At 72.7% G+C, this 14,812-nt stretch carries 11 protein-coding genes; 6 read left to right on the forward strand and 5 right to left on the reverse strand.

Going from position 1 to position 14,812, the window contains the following annotated elements; translation table 11 throughout:
- Positions 1-160: 160 nt before the first annotated feature.
- On the forward strand, positions 161-2,995 hold the full coding sequence (locus A6P39_RS06145) for a lectin (RefSeq protein WP_079133318.1): 2,835 nt from the start codon (positions 161-163) through the stop codon (positions 2,993-2,995).
- Positions 2,996-3,195: 200 nt separating this feature from the next.
- Entirely contained in the window at positions 3,196-4,383 is a 1,188-nt protein-coding gene (locus tag A6P39_RS06150; protein ID WP_234378853.1) for a PP2C family protein-serine/threonine phosphatase, read from the forward strand.
- A gap of 12 nt (positions 4,384-4,395) precedes the next feature.
- Here A6P39_RS06150 and A6P39_RS06155 read toward each other — a convergent pair whose 3' ends face one another.
- The 3 genes from A6P39_RS06155 to A6P39_RS06165 form a co-directional block, all read right to left on the reverse strand.
- Complete coding sequence (locus A6P39_RS06155) at positions 4,396-5,181, reverse strand: maleylpyruvate isomerase family mycothiol-dependent enzyme (RefSeq protein ID WP_067044759.1); 786 nt, start codon at positions 5,179-5,181, stop codon at positions 4,396-4,398.
- A gap of 136 nt (positions 5,182-5,317) precedes the next feature.
- Positions 5,318-7,780 (reverse strand): SpoIIE family protein phosphatase, encoded by a 2,463-nt coding sequence (locus A6P39_RS06160; RefSeq protein WP_067044756.1) that lies wholly within the window; start codon positions 7,778-7,780, stop codon positions 5,318-5,320.
- Positions 7,781-7,886: 106 nt separating this feature from the next.
- Positions 7,887-8,498: a TetR/AcrR family transcriptional regulator gene (locus A6P39_RS06165; protein ID WP_067044753.1), complete on the reverse strand. Its 612-nt coding sequence runs from the start codon at positions 8,496-8,498 to the stop codon at positions 7,887-7,889.
- 84 nt (positions 8,499-8,582) lie between these two features.
- Between A6P39_RS06165 and A6P39_RS06170 the strand changes: the two genes are divergently transcribed.
- Positions 8,583-9,374, forward strand: a complete 792-nt coding sequence (locus A6P39_RS06170) for an SDR family NAD(P)-dependent oxidoreductase (RefSeq protein ID WP_067044750.1) — start codon at positions 8,583-8,585, stop codon at positions 9,372-9,374.
- A gap of 203 nt (positions 9,375-9,577) precedes the next feature.
- On the opposite strand, the gene A6P39_RS06175 is transcribed toward A6P39_RS06170, so the two are convergent.
- The gene (locus A6P39_RS06175) at positions 9,578-10,204 is read right to left on the reverse strand and encodes a DinB family protein (protein WP_067044747.1); all 627 of its coding nucleotides are present in this window, start codon (positions 10,202-10,204) and stop codon (positions 9,578-9,580) included.
- 13 nt (positions 10,205-10,217) lie between these two features.
- Positions 10,218-11,195, reverse strand: a complete 978-nt coding sequence (gene pip / locus A6P39_RS06180) for a prolyl aminopeptidase (protein ID WP_067044744.1) — start codon at positions 11,193-11,195, stop codon at positions 10,218-10,220.
- Between the two features lie 179 nt (positions 11,196-11,374).
- On the opposite strand from pip, the gene A6P39_RS06185 reads away from it, so the two are divergent.
- The 3 genes from A6P39_RS06185 to efeB all read left to right on the forward strand — a co-directional run bounded on the left by A6P39_RS06185 (position 11,375) and on the right by efeB (position 14,777).
- Positions 11,375-12,145, forward strand: a complete 771-nt coding sequence (locus tag A6P39_RS06185) for a polysaccharide deacetylase family protein (RefSeq protein ID WP_067044741.1) — start codon at positions 11,375-11,377, stop codon at positions 12,143-12,145.
- A gap of 188 nt (positions 12,146-12,333) precedes the next feature.
- Complete coding sequence (locus A6P39_RS06190) at positions 12,334-13,542, forward strand: EfeM/EfeO family lipoprotein (RefSeq protein ID WP_067044738.1); 1,209 nt, start codon at positions 12,334-12,336, stop codon at positions 13,540-13,542.
- On the forward strand, positions 13,539-14,777 hold the full coding sequence (efeB, locus tag A6P39_RS06195; protein ID WP_107304328.1) for an iron uptake transporter deferrochelatase/peroxidase subunit: 1,239 nt from the start codon (positions 13,539-13,541) through the stop codon (positions 14,775-14,777). The genes A6P39_RS06190 and efeB overlap by 4 nt, the downstream gene beginning before the upstream one ends.
- The last annotated feature ends 35 nt before the right edge of the window (positions 14,778-14,812 follow it).

Here is a 14,812-nt window from a genome sequence, read left to right on the forward strand (position 1 = left end):
CAGCGGGGGCGCAAGGGTCCAGCTTCGGGACAACGTTGTCGAAGGGACGGTCACGATGACACGATCCACACGACTCAGAAGACACGGCAGAACTCGCTTGTTCCCGGCCCGGTTTCTGCCCCCCTTCCGACTCCCGTCCGTACTGGCCGCCGGCGCCCTGATGGTGGGTGCGGCGGCCGCCCCCGCGTTCGCGGCCGGCGCCCGGCCCGCCCTGGTCACCGACCCCACCTCCCTCGTGAACCCGTTCATCGGGACCACGCACGCGGCGGACGACTTCCCCGGCACCGACATGCCGTTCGGGATGGTCCAGTGGAGCCCCGACACCCCGCACAAGCCGGACGGCGGCGGCTACGAGTACGACGACTCGTCCATCACCGGCTTCGGCCTGACCCATATCGCCGGACCGGGCTGCCGGGCCGGCGGTGACATCCCGGTGCTGCCGACCGTCGGCACGGTGAACACGAGCGCCACGGACGGCTTCTCGCACGCCCAGGAGTCCGCCTCCCCCGGCGCGTACACGGTGTCGCTGGACAACGGCGTCAAGACGGAGCTGACCGCGACCACCCGCAGCGGCATGGCGCGCTTCACCTTCCCGGCCACCCGGCAGGCGAACCTGCTGTTCAAGCTGACGAACAGTCAGAATGGCGACACGGCCACCCAGTTCCACGTGGTCAACAGCAAAGAGGTGCGCGGAAGCGTCACCAGCGGGAACTTCTGCGGCGAGGGTAACTCCTACACCGTCTACTTCGACATGGTGTTCGACCAGCCGTTCCAGCACAGCGGTACCGCGCTGGCCACCGCCACGCCCACCACGCCGAGGACCGACGTCTCGCCCAGCACCCCCGAGGCGCCGAACAAGCCCGTGCTGCACGGCACAGTACCCGGTGCGGCGCGTCCCTTCGCCACCAGGGCGAACGGCTCCGACGGCTATGTCACCTTCGACACCACCACCCATCGCACCGTTCAGGCCAAGGTCGGCATCTCGTACGTGTCGGCCGCCGGCGCGGTGGGCAACCGCACGGCGGAGAACGCCGGCTGGGACTTCACCAAGGTGCGCGGGGCGGCGCGGAACGCCTGGAAGTCCCTCCTCGGCCGGGTCCGGATCGCGGGCGGGACCGCCGCCCAGCAGACCGTCTTCTACACGGCGCTCTACCACGCGCTGCTGCACCCGAACGTCATCAGTGACACGGACGGCCACTACCCCGGCTTCGACGGCAAGGCGCACACCGTGGACAAGGGACACGGCGCCGCCTACGCCAACTACTCGGGCTGGGACGTCTACCGCTCACAGGCACAGCTCGAAGCGCTCCTCGCCCCGAAGGTGGCCTCCGACACCGCCCAGTCGATGGTCGACGACTACCGTCAGACCGGGCTGTTCCCCAAGTGGTCGGAGAACAACGGCGAGACCTACGTCATGGTCGGCGACCCCGCGGACGAGATCATCGCCGACTACTACGCCTTCGGCGCCAGGAACTTCGACACCGCCACCGCCCTCAAGGGCCTGATCGCGGAGGCCACCGCCACCAACAACAACCGGCCCGGCCTCAACTACCTCGAGCAGATCGGCCGGCTGCCCAGCAACGGCAAGTACGGCTGCTGCAACTACTACGGCCCCGCCTCCACCACACTCGAGTACGACTCGGCGGACTTCGCCCTGTCGGCATTCGCCGGAGCCCTCGGTCACACCGCCGACCAGCACCGGTTCGCGGACCGGGCGCAGGACTGGCGGAACCTGTTCGACTACGGCAGCGGCTTCATCCAGCCCCGCGACGCCTCGGGCACCTGGACCTCGGGCTTCTCCCCGACCTCGGGCAGGAACTTCGTCGAGGGCGACTCCTGGCAGTACACCCCGATGGTGCCGTTCAACGTGCACGGACTGGCCACCGCCATGGGCGGCGACGCCGCCCTCGCCAAGTTCCTGGACACCGACCTGTCCTCGCTGACCGGCGCCGGCGGCTACACCAACCTGGGCAACGAACCCAGTCTCAACATCCCATGGGAGTACGACTACATCGGCCTGCCGTACAAGACACAGCAGGTCGTCCGGCAGGTCCAGGACCAGATCTGGACCGACAGCCCGTCGGGTCTCGCCGGCAACGACGACCTGGGCGAGATGAGTTCGTGGTACGTGTGGTCCGCCCTCGGCATGTATCCGGAGACCCCGGGCACCGCAGATCTGGCGCTGGGCAGCCCGCTGTTCACCCAGGCGTCGATCACCCTGCCCTCCGGCCGCACCCTCACGGTCGACGGCAACGGCGCCGCCGATGACGCGCCGTACGTACAGTCGGCGACCTGGAACGGCACCGCATGGAACAAGGCGCACGTGCCCGACGGCGCCCTCACCGGCGGCGGCACCCTCGCTTACGTCCTCGGCAGCTCCGCCAGCACCTCCTGGGCGTCGGACTCCTCCGCCGCGCCGCGCTCCTACCCGGGCTCGCCCGGGTACACCGACGTCGGCACGTCCGGTGACACCGCCGCCGCCTCGGCGAACTTCGACGGCGCGGGATACAGCTACTCCGCACACGCCCTCGCCACCGAGGGCGTCACCGCGGGCGCGAAGGTCACGGCCGGCGGGGTCTCGTTCACCTGGCCCAAGGTGGCGGCCGGCGCCGCGGACAACTACGTGGCGAACGGACAGACGGTACCGGCGTCCGGGTCCGGCAGCATCTCCTTCCTGGGCGCCGCCAACAACGGCCCCTCCTCCGGCACCGCGACCGTCACCTACACCGACGGCACGACCCAGTCGGTCGCCCTCGCCCTGTCCGACTGGACGCTCGGCGGGGGCGCCGCCTCGCCGCTGGCCGACAACACGATCGCGGTGACCACGTCGTACCGCAACGAGGCCGGTACGGCGCACGACAACACCACGACCTACGTGTTCGCCACCAAACCGGTGGCGCTGGCCCCCGGCAAGACGGTCAGCAGCGTGCGCCTGCCGTCCGACGTCGCCTCCGGCGGCCTGCATGTGTTCGCGATCGGCTTCGGCACCGGTTGAGCCGTTCGGAACATGCCGCCCGGTGGAGCAATGACCGGGATTCCGGGGCGCGGCCCGCCAGGCTGGACGGCTGTCGAGGTCGTGTGACAGGAGTCCCGGGTGCGAAGACCACGTAGGCCGAACCGTCAGGTGTGCCGTCCCGCCGCAGGGACGGCACACCGCGCGGCCAGGGCCGGTGTGCCGGCCCCCGGGAGCGACGGGTGAGCCGGATCCGTACCAGCCGGGAGCCGGAACGCGGCGGCACGGGCCCGCAGATCAGGCTGCCGGCGCCGCCGGCGTGGCTGCGCTGGCTGCCGGCCCTGTACGTCGCGGGCGTACTGGCCCTGGAGCCGCTGACGCCGGTGCAGTGGCCGGTGAGCTTCGTACTGATCGGCGTTCCGCTGGTGACCGCCTTCGCCCACGGGCCCGTCGCCACCGCCTGTGCCACGGCCTTCGCCGTCGGCCTCGAAGCGGTGCTGGCCGGCACCCCGTGCTGCGCGGGCCGCTCCGCCGGCTACCTGTGGGAACGCCATTACATCGCGTCCTACATCTGTACGGCCCTGGTGGGCGCCCTCGGCACGATCCTGGCCGCCCACCGCGTCCGGCGTGAGCGCACCCTCGCCGACGTCCGGTTCGTCGCCGAGATGGCGCAGCGCGTCCTGCTGCGGCCGGTACCGCACCGGATCGGCCGTCTGCTCCTGGAGAGCCTGTACCTCTCCGCCGCCGCGGAGGCCCGGATCGGCGGCGACCTCTTCGAGGTCGTCCCCACCGGGTTCGGGGTCCGGCTGCTCATCGGCGATGTGCGCGGCAAGGGGCTGCTCGCGGTGGAGACCGCCGCCACCCTGCTCGGCGCGTTCCGTGAGACGGCGTACGAGGAACCGGATCTGACCGTGCTCGCCGCCCGGATGGAGACGAGCATGAGCCGCCGGGCGGCGCAGCTGGGCGGACGCGAGACGGTCGAGCGGTTCGTCACGGCCGTGTTCGCCGAGATCCCGGACGACGCCGAGGTCGTCCGGGTCGTCAACTGCGGCCATCCGCCGCCGATCTGCCTGCGTGCGGGACAGGTGCTCGAGCTGGACAACGGACGGTCGGCTCCGCCGCTGAACCTGAGCATGCTGGTCGAGGACCCGTACCACCTCGACAGCTACCCGTTCCTGCCCGGCGATCAGCTGCTGCTGTACACGGACGGGGTCACGGAGACGCGGGACGCGGCCGGCACCTTCTACCCCCTGGTCCAGCGCCTGCGCTCCTGGGGGCCGCTGTCGCCGAAGGAACTGCTCGCCCGGCTCCACGACGACCTGCTGGCCTACAGCCACCAGGGCCTGCAGGACGACACCGCGGCGCTCGCGGTGTGCCTGCTTCCCGGCGGGCCGCCCGGCCCGGCGCCGGCTCCGGGCTCGGCCGAGTAAGGGCCGGGCGGGTCAGAAGGCCGTGTGGGCGAACCAGTTGTCGAGCAGCGCGGTGCGTCCCGAGACCTCGTGGCCGGGGTCCTGGTACGACCGCCGCCCGTACAGGAGCAGCAGGAGGTCCGCCGCCCGTGCGTGCACGGCCGCCGCGGGTTCGCCGCCCGTGATTTCCGCCAGGCGGAAGCCGTCCGGGTCCAGGCGCACCCGCCACTCCTCGGCGGTGTCCGTGCAGTGGAACGCGAGGGTCTCGCCGTCACCGCGCAGCTTGGTCACCCCGGGGGCGAAGAGGCCCGCGTGGGGCAGGTTGACGAGGAACTCGTCCACGCCGTCCGCCGCGAGAGCGGGGTCGATGTCCGCCGCCCGGCCGACGGCGTGCTCCGCGTCGACGCGGTGCACCAGCGTCTCGAAGAGCATCCGGCGGGCCCAGAACCGCGCGTGCCGGTCCTCGCCCCAGGCCCACATCGACGCCTCGGGGTCCGTGTCCCGCAGCACGGCCGCGACGGCGGGTTCCCCGGCCGCCACCCAGCCGGGATAGTCCCGCGGGTCCTGCGGCAGCCCCAGCTCCACGTCGCGGCTGCGCGGCGGCTCCTGCACCCGCTGGGTCAGCAGTGTGGCGAACCAGCGCTGCAGCGCGCCCACATGCCGGGTGAGGTCGGCCAGGGTCCAGCCGGGGCAGGAGGGGACGGCGCTCGTGGGGTCGGCGCCCTCCACCGCCTCGGCGAAGCGCAGGGTCTCGCGGGCGATGGCCTCGCGGTAGGTGTCGTACGGCAGGGGGTGCCCCGCCTTGTTCGTCGCTGCCATCGGCCGCCGCCTTTTCTGTGCTGTCCCGGGCGTACCGCCCGGGGGGCTGTGTTCTCGGTGTTCTCGGTGTTCTCGGTACCGATGACCCGTCGGCGCCAGTCTGGCTGCTGGAGTCCGCTCGAAGGCAAATCCGGGCTCAGGGGATCTCCTGCTCGGCCCAGATGATCTTGCCCTGGTCCGTGTACCGGGCGCCCCAGCGATGGGCGAGCTGGGCGACCAGGAAGAGTCCGCGTCCGCCCTCGTCGGTGCTCCGGGCGTGCCGCAGCCGGGGGGCGGTGCTGCTGGCGTCGGCGACCTCGCAGGTGAGGCGGGCGTCGCGAAGGAGGCGGAGCCCGATGGGCGGTGCGGCGTAGCGAATGGCGTTCGTGACGAGTTCACTCACGATGAGTTCCGTCGTCAGGGCCAGCTCCGCCAGGCCCCAGTCGCATACCTGGCGAGTGGCCCGGGCGCGCAGGTCGCCGACGGCGGCCGGGTCGGGGGGCACGTCCCAGGAGACGACCTGGTCGGCGCCGAGGGCGTGGGTGCGGGTCAGCAGAAGGGCGATGTCGTCGGGCTGGGGCACGGGCACGAGCTGCCGCACCGCGGAGGTGCACAGCGCGTCCAGGTTCTCCCCGGTGTGCGCGAGGACCTCGCCGAGCCGGGCCATGCCCCGCTCCACGTCGTGGTCGCGGCCCTCGATGAGGCCGTCGGTGTAGAGGCCGAAGAGGCTGTTCTCGGCCAGTTCGATCTCGGTCGCCTCGAAGGACATGCCGCCCAGCCCGAGCGGGGGTCCGGCGGGGATCTCGGGGAACCCGGCATGTCCGCCCGGCGCGACGACGACGGGCGGCGGGTGTCCGGCGCGGGCCATCGTGCACCGCCGATCGACCGGGTCGTAGACGGCGTAGAGGCAGGTCGCGCCGATGAAGGTGGCCGTGGAACGCCCGGCGGCGGTCTCCTCGTCGCTCAGCCGGAGCACGAGGTCGTCGAGGTGGGCGAGGAGTTCGTCAGGAGGCATCTCCATCTCGGCGAGGGTCTGCACCGCCGTGCGCAGCCGGCCCATGCTGGCCGCCGCGGTGATGCCGTGGCCCACGACGTCGCCGATGACGAGGCCGACGCGTGCGCCGGACAGCGGGATCACGTCGAACCAGTCGCCGCCGACGCCACCGGTCGGGTCCGCCGGGAGATAGGAGGAGGCGACCTCCAGGGCGGTGCCGCCGGTTACGGCGGGGGGCAGCAGGCTGCGCTGCAGGGTGACCGCCGCCGTGTGTTCCCTGGTGTAGCGGCGGGCGTTGTCGACGCACACGGCCGCTCGTGCCACCAGTTCGCGGGCGACCAGGACCTCGTCGGGGCCGAAGGAGACCGGGTTGAGCGAGCGGGCGAAGGTGGTCAGGCCCAGGACGGTGTTGCGGGCCCGCATGGGCGCGGCGATCAGCGAGTGCAGGCCGTACTCCCGGATCCGCCGTGCACGCAGCGGTGACCGGGCGGCCCACAGGTCGTCCGGTTCGCCGGAGGGGTCGAGGACCGGGATGAGCAGCGGCTCGCCGTCGACGAGCAGGCCGGCGTCGTGGGGCGGCGGGACGAAGTGGACGGCCTCGCCGACCTGGACGACGGACTCGGGCGCCCCTTCGCGCACCGTGCGCACCGCGGCGCGGTACATCACCGGCCGGGCGGGCGCGGGTCCGGCGTCGGGCAGCCAGGCTCCGTGGCCCTCGGTGCTGAGCACGGGTTCCAGCAGGTCGACGACGACGAAGTCCGCGAAGCGGGGGACGGCGAAGTCGGCGAGTTCCTGAGCGGTCCGCATCACGTCCAGCGTCCGGCCGATGCTGGTGCCGGCCTCGTTGACCAGGGTCAGGAGCTGACGGGCGTGCCAGCGCTCGGTGACGTCCTGGACCATGTAACACACGCCGGTGATGGTGCCGTCGGCGTCCACCAGGGGGAAGAACGAGGTCGAGTAGGCGTGCCGGCGGTGCGGGTCGGCCCAGCTCCAGCCCTCGTACTCGTAGTCGGTCACCGGCAGCCCCGTCGCGACCACCTTGCGCATCAGCGTCTCCAGGGCCTCCGCCTGCAGGCCCGGCAGCAGCTCGCTCAGGCGCCGGCCGAGCCGTTGCTCGCGGGGCACTCCGCCGAAGCGTTCCAGGGTGTCGTTCATCCAGACGTAGCGCAGCTGCGGATCCATGACGGCCATGCCGACCGGTGCGCGGGTGAGGAATCCGTCGAGGACGGACTCGCCCATGGTCCACCGCGGGCACTGTGCGCGCGCCGACACCAGGAAGCACTCGTGCGCCGCGATGCGGAAGGAGGCGGAGACGCGCAGTTCCACGTCGAGGGCGTGGCCGTCCGCGTGGCGTACGGCGATCCGCCCGCTCCAGCCGTTGCCGGCGCGGCACCGCTCCACGATGCCGGCGAGCCGTGCGGGGTCCTCGGGCATGGCCAGCAGGCGCGCGCCGGAGCGGCCGACGACCTCCGCCGCCGGATGGCCGAGCAGTGCCGCGGCGCTGCGGGTCCAGCCGATGACGACGCCTCGCGCGGAGATCACCGCGGCCGCGTCGCTGGACGCGTCGAGGAGATCCCCCGGTCCCGCGGACGGGGAGGCGTCGCTGCCTTCTGACGCTGAATCCATTGATTCCACCCTTACGCCACCATCGTCCCGATTGTCCGCCGCCGTGCGGACATCCGCCGGACGGAGGGCGCGAGGAGGCGGCCGCGGCCCGCCAGGACCGGGCGCACTACCGAGCCGCCGGCCCTCCGGAAGGGGCCGGGACCGGCTGACCGGCGGGCCCCTGGACGAGGAGCAGGAGGGCGTCGGCCAGGTCGTCCGCGGGGCTGCCCGTGGCCAGGCGGCGCAGTTGCAGGCCCATCACCAGGGCGACCGCCGTGGCGGCCAGGCGCTCGGCGTCCGCAACGCCCAGCGCGGTGAGGATCTGGATGGCGAGCCGGTCGTAGGCCCGGAACGCCTCCGCGGCCGCCTCGCGCAGCCGCTCGTCACGCCCGGCGTGCAGATACAGCTCGAAGGGCGCGAGGTGGGCGCTGTCCAGCGCCGAGCCGCGGGCGACCTGCCCGGCCAGGGACGCCGCGTCCTCGACGTCGATGCCCTCGGTACGGCACTGGTCGGCCAGCTCGGTGAAGTGCCGTGCCTCCTCGCGCACGAAGTGCAGCAGGCTCTCCCGCAACAGCTCGTGCTGGGTCTCGAAGTGGTACGTGATCGAGCCGAGCGAGACACCGGCTTCCTTGGCGATCCGGCGGTTGGTGACCGCGGCGACCCCGTCCTCTCCGATGATCCGCAGCACGGCGGTGATGATGCGCTGGCGTGTCGGGGCGGAGGGGGCGGCATGCGACATGTCCCGCATTCTTCCACCACCCGGTGGACAGGCCTGTTCCGCCTCCCCTACTGTTCGTTCGAACGAACAGTAGGGGAGGCAGTCATGGACATCACCGGATCAACCGTTCTGCTCACCGGCGTCACCGGGGGCATCGGAGGCGCGCTCGCCGCCGGGATGTCCGCTCGCGGCGCCCGCCTCGTCCTCACCGGGCGGCGGCGCGAGGCGCTGGAACCCCTCGCGGAGCGGTACGGCGCCCGGACGATCCTCGCGGACCTGGCCGACCCCGACGACGTGGCACGGCTCGCCGAGGAAGCGGCCGGCACGGACATCCTCGTCGCCAACGCGGCCCTGCCCTCCAGCGGCGACGTCCTCGACTACACCCCGGAGCAGATCGACCGGGCCCTCGCGGTGAACCTGCGGGCCCCCGCAATGCTCGCCCGGCTGCTCGCCCCCGGCATGGTGGCCGCCGGACGCGGGCACATCTGCTTCCTCGGATCACTGTCCGGCGTGGCGGCCACCAAGTCGTCGTCGCTGTACAACGCGACGAAGTTCGGGCTGCGCGGCTTCTCACTGGCCTTCCGCCAGGATCTGCACGGCACGGGCGTCGGCGTCTCGATCGTCCAGCCGGGCTTCGTCCGCGACGTGGGAATGTTCGCGAGCACCGGCTCCGCCACGCCCGGCGGTGTCCGCACCGTGTCGCCGGAGCAGGTCGTCAAGGGCGTGCTGCGGGCGATCACCCGGGATGTCGCCGAGATCAACGTGGCCCCGCCCGAGCTGCGGTTCCTGACCAGGATCGCGTCGCAGTTCCCGGGATTCGCCGAGCGCGTGCAGCGGCGGGCGGGGGCGGGGCCGGCCACGGACACGATCGTGGCCGCGCAGCGCTCGAGCCGCTGAGCCGCGGCCCGCGGACCCAGCGCCGACTCGCCGGAGCGCGGGCGTGGGTACCGTCCCCGCGTACCGGGCCGGGGGTCACCGCCGCGGTCACCCCGTGCCTGACCGCGACGACGTTCGGCCGTGGCACGCGGTCCGTGTGGCCGGAGTACTCGGGCTAGGGGGTGCGCCGCGTCCACGGGCGGGGCGGGTTCCGGCCCGCCCGGTCAGCTCGGCCGGCCGCCGGCCCGGTAGAGGTCCCGGAGCAAGGCGATCTCGGCGCCGTGGTGCAGGACTTCCTGGTTGACCCACCACACGATGTCGAGGAACGGCTCCTCCGCGTCGCTGCCGTACGGGTAGGCGCAGTGGCCCACCGTGTCCAGCGCCGTGTCGTCCGCGCCCAGCAGTGCCTCCCGCCAGGCGGCGGCACCGGCCTCGAAGGCGGCGATCGCCCCGGCGGCGTCCCCGCTGACGGGGTACTCCTCCCGGGTCGCCGAGCGGCTCCCGCAGGTGTGGTCCGCGCGCAGGGCGAGCATCTCGGAGAGATGGCTCAGCCGCCAGGCGAGGGTGGTGACGGGCGGCGGCCAGGGATGCGGGTACGGCGCCGCGTCCCGGCCCCACGCACCGCCGCCCGCCAGGTGGGTCGCACGCGGACCGGGCCCGTCCTCGCGCCGCCTGACGGACCAGCAGCCCGGGACGGGTTCCCAGAAGTACTCGTCGTCGGTCAGCGGCTCGACCTTGGTGTCCGTGCCGTCGCCGCTGTTCATGACGGGCCCGGCCAGCCGGCCGAGCAGCCGCTCCCGGGCGAAGTCGAACTGGTCCAGCAGCGGCAGCAGCCGGGGCGGTGCGGTCACCAAGGACTCCTTGTCATCGAAGCTTGTGGTCGTCACGTGCGTACCGGTCGGTGGCCGCCACCAGCGCCCGCGCCATGCCCGGTGCGCCGCCGTTGTGCCCGGCGCCGCCCACCGTCACCAACTCGCAGTCCGGCCACGCATGGTGGAGCCGCCAGACGATGCCGAGCAGGTTGCCGAAGTCGAGGCTTCCCTGGACGAGCGTGCCGGGAATGCCCTTGAGCAGGTGCGCGTCGCGCAGCACCACTCCGTCGTCGCCGCCCTCGCCGAGGAAGTGGCCGTTGCCCCAGTAGTGCGTGACCGTGCGGGCGAAGCCCATGCGGAAGACGGGGTCCTCGTAGCGGGCGACCGAGCGTGGCGGCGCGGGGATCGTAGCCGTCTCCCAGTCGGTCCAGGCCCGCGCGGCCGGCTGGCGCACCTCGGGGTCGGGGGATTCGAGCAGCCTGCTGTAGGCGGCGGCGAGGTTGCCGTCGCGCTCGCCGGCGGGGACCTGGGAGCGGAACCGTTCGAAGGCGTCCGGGAAGACGCGGCCGAGCCCGCGGGTCAGCAGCTCGACCTCGGCGTCCGACCCCGTGGCGACGCCGGTCAGCACCAGCTCGGAGACGACGCCCGGGTGGGTCTCGGCATAGCGCAGCGCGAGCACCGATCCCCAGGACACGCCCCACACCAGCCACCGTTCGATGCCCAGTTGCCGGCGCAGCAGTTCCAGGTCGGCCATCAGATGAGCCGTCGTGTTCGCGCTCATGTCGGTGTCGTGGCGGCTCGCGTGCGGGGTGGAACGGCCGCTGCCGCGCTGGTCGAGCTGGACGATCCGGTAGGCGGCCGGGTCGAACAGCCGCCGGGTGTAAGGGGTGCAGCCGGAGCCCGGTCCGCCGTGCAGCACGACGGCGGGCTTGCCGTCGGGGTTCCCGCAGGTCTCCCAGTGGATGTGGTTGCCGTCCCCCACGTCGAGCATGCCGTTGTCGTACGGCTCGATCTCCGGGTACAGAGGCATCCGGGCACCGTACCGCAGGCCGGGTGGCCGGCGCGTCGGAGAAAGGCGTCAGGGGCGTCTGTCGCGGAAGCGCCCCGGAATTGTCCGTGATCGGTAACAGACGGATCCCGTGATCAACCCTGCCCGTCCTGACAGGTGCACAGGAACACGGCGGTACATCACGGAACAGGGGCGGGGACATGGCGCGGCACAACGGGCGGGGCTGGTACGGCCGGATGGTCGCGGCGGCGGTAGGCGTCACGGCGGTCGCCGCCGCCACCTCGGTATGGACCGCGCAGGCCGGCCAGTCCGGCGGCGGCGCCTCGTCCGGCGCCACGGCGCGGCACACCGCGCCGAAAACGGTGACCGTGTCCCCGGTCATCGCCCATGCCTCGGACGGCGGCGCGCACGCGGTCAACATCACCATCGACGACGGGCCGAACCCGGTGTGGACCCCGCAGGTGCTCCAAGTGCTGCGCGACAACGGTGTGAAGGCGACGTTCTGCATGATCGGCCCGCAGGCCGAGGCGCACCCGGACCTGGTCCGGCAGGTGGTGGCGGCCGGGCACCGGCTGTGCGACCACACCGTGTCGCACGACACCACGATGGACAAGAAGTCCGAGGCCTACCAGTCGCAGCAGATCCTGGAGGCCGAGCAGCAGATCACCAAGGCGTCCGGTGGCACACCGCCGATGTACTACCGCGCCCCGGGTGGTGCGTTCACTCCGTACAGCCGCACGCTCGCGGCCTCGCACGGGATGCGGCCGCTGGGCTGGAACGTGGACTCCAAGGACTTCGAGCGGCCGGGCGCGAGCGCCATCGTGGCCACCGTCCAGCGCGAGCTGTCCAACGGGCCGACGATCCTGTTCCACGACGCGGGCGGTGACCGCTCGCAGACCGTGGCCGCGCTGCGCACCCTGCTGCCGTGGCTGAAGCAGCAGGGCTACTCCTTCGGCTTCCCGGTGCGCTGACGCCGGCCTCCCCGGCGGGGCCGGCCGGAGCAGGTCGGCGACGTGGTGGGAGGTCCAGGGGCGTGCGGCGGCCAAGAGCTGGTTAACCCCGGGGGAATTCTTGGCCATCGAAGCCTTTGGACAGGTGTTCGGACCTGACGGGCGCCTACCATGAGGCCGCTGCGTACGTCGTCCCGGAAAGGCTCGCCATGCCGTTGCCTCGCCTCGGCACGCGGTCCGTTCGTCTCCGGACGGCACCCGCCGTGTTCGTCGTCCTCGCCGTGGCTCTCGCGGGCACGGTCCTGGCGCTGTCCCCGGGCGACGGGCGCGCGGGCCACCCCGCCGACGACAAGCCCGGGCACATCGTCATCGACGTGTCGCAGGGCCACTGTGGCCAGGGCTGGACCCGGCCCGAGTCCGGGCTGCGCACCTTCGACCTGCACAACTCCTCCGACGGCGCCGCCGAGGTCTATCTCGAGGACCCCGGCAGCCAGGCGGTGTACGGCGAGGTGGAGGGCATCGGGCCCGGTACGACACGCCAGTTGACGGTCCGGCTCGGGAAGGGGACGTACGCCTTCAAGTGCGTGCCCGACGACGCCGACGCGGTGACCGGGCCGGCGGTGCGCATCACTTCGGGGCAGCCCGGTCCCGGCGCGTCCCCGGTCACCGAGCACGACCTGATCCCGCCGGCGCTCGCCTACCAGAAGTGGATCGGCGGCGGGCTCGACGGCGTCGTACGGCTGACGACGACGCTCAGGGACGCGGTCGACCGCGGTGACCTGGCCGCCGCCCGCTCCGACTGGCTGCCCGCGCATCTGGAGTACGAGCGGCTCGGGGCCGCGTACGACGCCTTCGGCGACGCGGACGCGCAGATCAACGGCACGGACGCGGGGCTGCCCGACGGGGTGCACGACCAGGGCTTCGCCGGGTTCCACCGCATCGAGTACGGGCTGTGGCACGGCGAGTCGGCCGACGGGCTGCGCGCCCCGGCGGCGGCGCTGGTCAAGGCCGTGACCGGGCTGCGTGACAATTGGTCCCAGACCCGGATGGACCCGGCCCAGCTGGGGCTGCGCGCGCACGAGATCCTGGAGAACACCGTGCAGTTCGAGCTGACCGGCCGCACCGACTACGGCAGCGGCAGCAACCTCGCCACCGCCCGCGCCAACCTCGACGGCACCCGCGAGGTGCTCTCCCGGCTGCGTCCCCTGCTCATCACCCGGTACGCCGATCTGCCGGGCCTGGCCCAGCAGTTGGACCGCGCCCAGCGCACCCTCGACGGCTTCCGGCACGGCGACGGCTGGCTGCCGCTCGGCCGGCTGAGCCGCGCACAGCGGGAGCAGACCGACTCCGTGCTCGGCGACCTGGTGGAGCGGCTGGCGTCGGTGGCCACCCTGTGCGACCCGCGGAGGACCGTGTGAGCAGCTACGGACGACCCGACGGCCTGGGCCGGCGCGGCTTTCTGCGGGGTGCCGCGCTGGCGGGCGCCGGACTCACCACGAGCGCCGCCGCGGCACCGGAGACCACCGCCGCCGCGACAGCCACCGCGACGAACGCCGTGGCCCCCTTCCACGGGGTCCATCAGGCCTCCGCGATCGCGGCGCCCCGTCGGACCAGCGTCTTCGCCTCCCTCGACGTGACCGCCGAGACCCGTGCGGAACTCACCGACGTGCTGCGCACGTTGACCGAGCGAGCCCGCTTCCTCACCTCCGGCGGGACGCCGTCCCCGGTCGGCATCACCGGCCCGCCCGCCGACTCGGGCGTGCTCGGCGGCCAACTGCCCGCCGGCCAACTGGCCGTCACCGTGGGCGTGGGCGCCTCGCTCTTCGACGACCGGTACGGGCTCACGGCGCACAAGCCCAGGCGGCTGACCGCGATGCCCGCCTTCCCCGACGACGATCTGCAGGCCGACTGGTGCCACGGCGACCTCAGCCTCCACCTGCACGCCGACGAGCCGGACACCACGCTGCACGCGCTGCGTGACATCGCCCGGCACACCAGGGGCGCGCTTCAGGTCCGCTGGCGGCTGGACGGCTTCAGCAGCCCGCCCCGCCCGTCGGGCACCCCGCGCAACCTGCTCGGCTTCAAGGACGGCACCGCCAACCCGGACACCGCCAGCGCCCGCGAGATGGACCGCCTGATCTGGGTGGGCAAGGACGCGGGCGAGCCGGACTGGACGGCCGGCGGCAGCTACCAGGTGGTGCGGCTCATCCGCATGCTGGTGGAGTTCTGGGACCGGGTCTCGCTCAGCGAGCAGGAACGGATGTTCGGCCGCGCCCGGGTCTCCGGCGCACCGCTGGACGGCGACCACGAGCACGACACACCGAAGTACGCCGACGACCCCAAGGGTGACGTCATCCCGCTCGACTCGCACATACGCCGGGCCAACCCGCGCACACCCGCCACCGCCGACCAGCGCCTCCTGCGCCGCGCCTACAACTACGACCGGGGCATGGACGCCAACGGCAACCTCGACATGGGCCTGCTGTTCTGCTGCTACCAGCAGGATCTGAAGCGGCAGTTCGAGACCGTGCAGCACCGGCTGGCGGGTGAACCGCTGACGGACTACATCACTCCGTTCGGCGGCGGCTACTTCTTCGCGCTGCCCGGTGTACGGGATGCCGCGGACTGGTACGGGCGCGCACTTCTCGCCTGAACCTGTCCGGACAACTTGGCCGCCCGCCGGGTCAA

This window comes from Streptomyces sp. FXJ1.172 (assembly GCF_001636945.3).
Taxonomy (GTDB): domain Bacteria; phylum Actinomycetota; class Actinomycetes; order Streptomycetales; family Streptomycetaceae; genus Streptomyces.

Coding starts and splice junctions, on each gene's coding strand:
- A6P39_RS06145 (WP_079133318.1), top strand. CDS start 161: ATGGTGGGTGCGGCGGCCGCCCCCGCGTTCGCGGCCGGCGCCCGGCCC.
- A6P39_RS06155 (WP_067044759.1), bottom strand. CDS start 5,181: ATGGCAGCGACGAACAAGGCGGGGCACCCCCTGCCGTACGACACCTAC.
- A6P39_RS06160 (WP_067044756.1), bottom strand. CDS start 7,780: ATGGATTCAGCGTCAGAAGGCAGCGACGCCTCCCCGTCCGCGGGACCG.
- A6P39_RS06165 (WP_067044753.1), bottom strand. CDS start 8,498: ATGTCGCATGCCGCCCCCTCCGCCCCGACACGCCAGCGCATCATCACC.
- A6P39_RS06170 (WP_067044750.1), top strand. CDS start 8,583: ATGGACATCACCGGATCAACCGTTCTGCTCACCGGCGTCACCGGGGGC.
- pip (WP_067044744.1), bottom strand. CDS start 11,195: ATGCCTCTGTACCCGGAGATCGAGCCGTACGACAACGGCATGCTCGAC.
- A6P39_RS06185 (WP_067044741.1), top strand. CDS start 11,375: ATGGCGCGGCACAACGGGCGGGGCTGGTACGGCCGGATGGTCGCGGCG.
- A6P39_RS06190 (WP_067044738.1), top strand. CDS start 12,334: ATGCCGTTGCCTCGCCTCGGCACGCGGTCCGTTCGTCTCCGGACGGCA.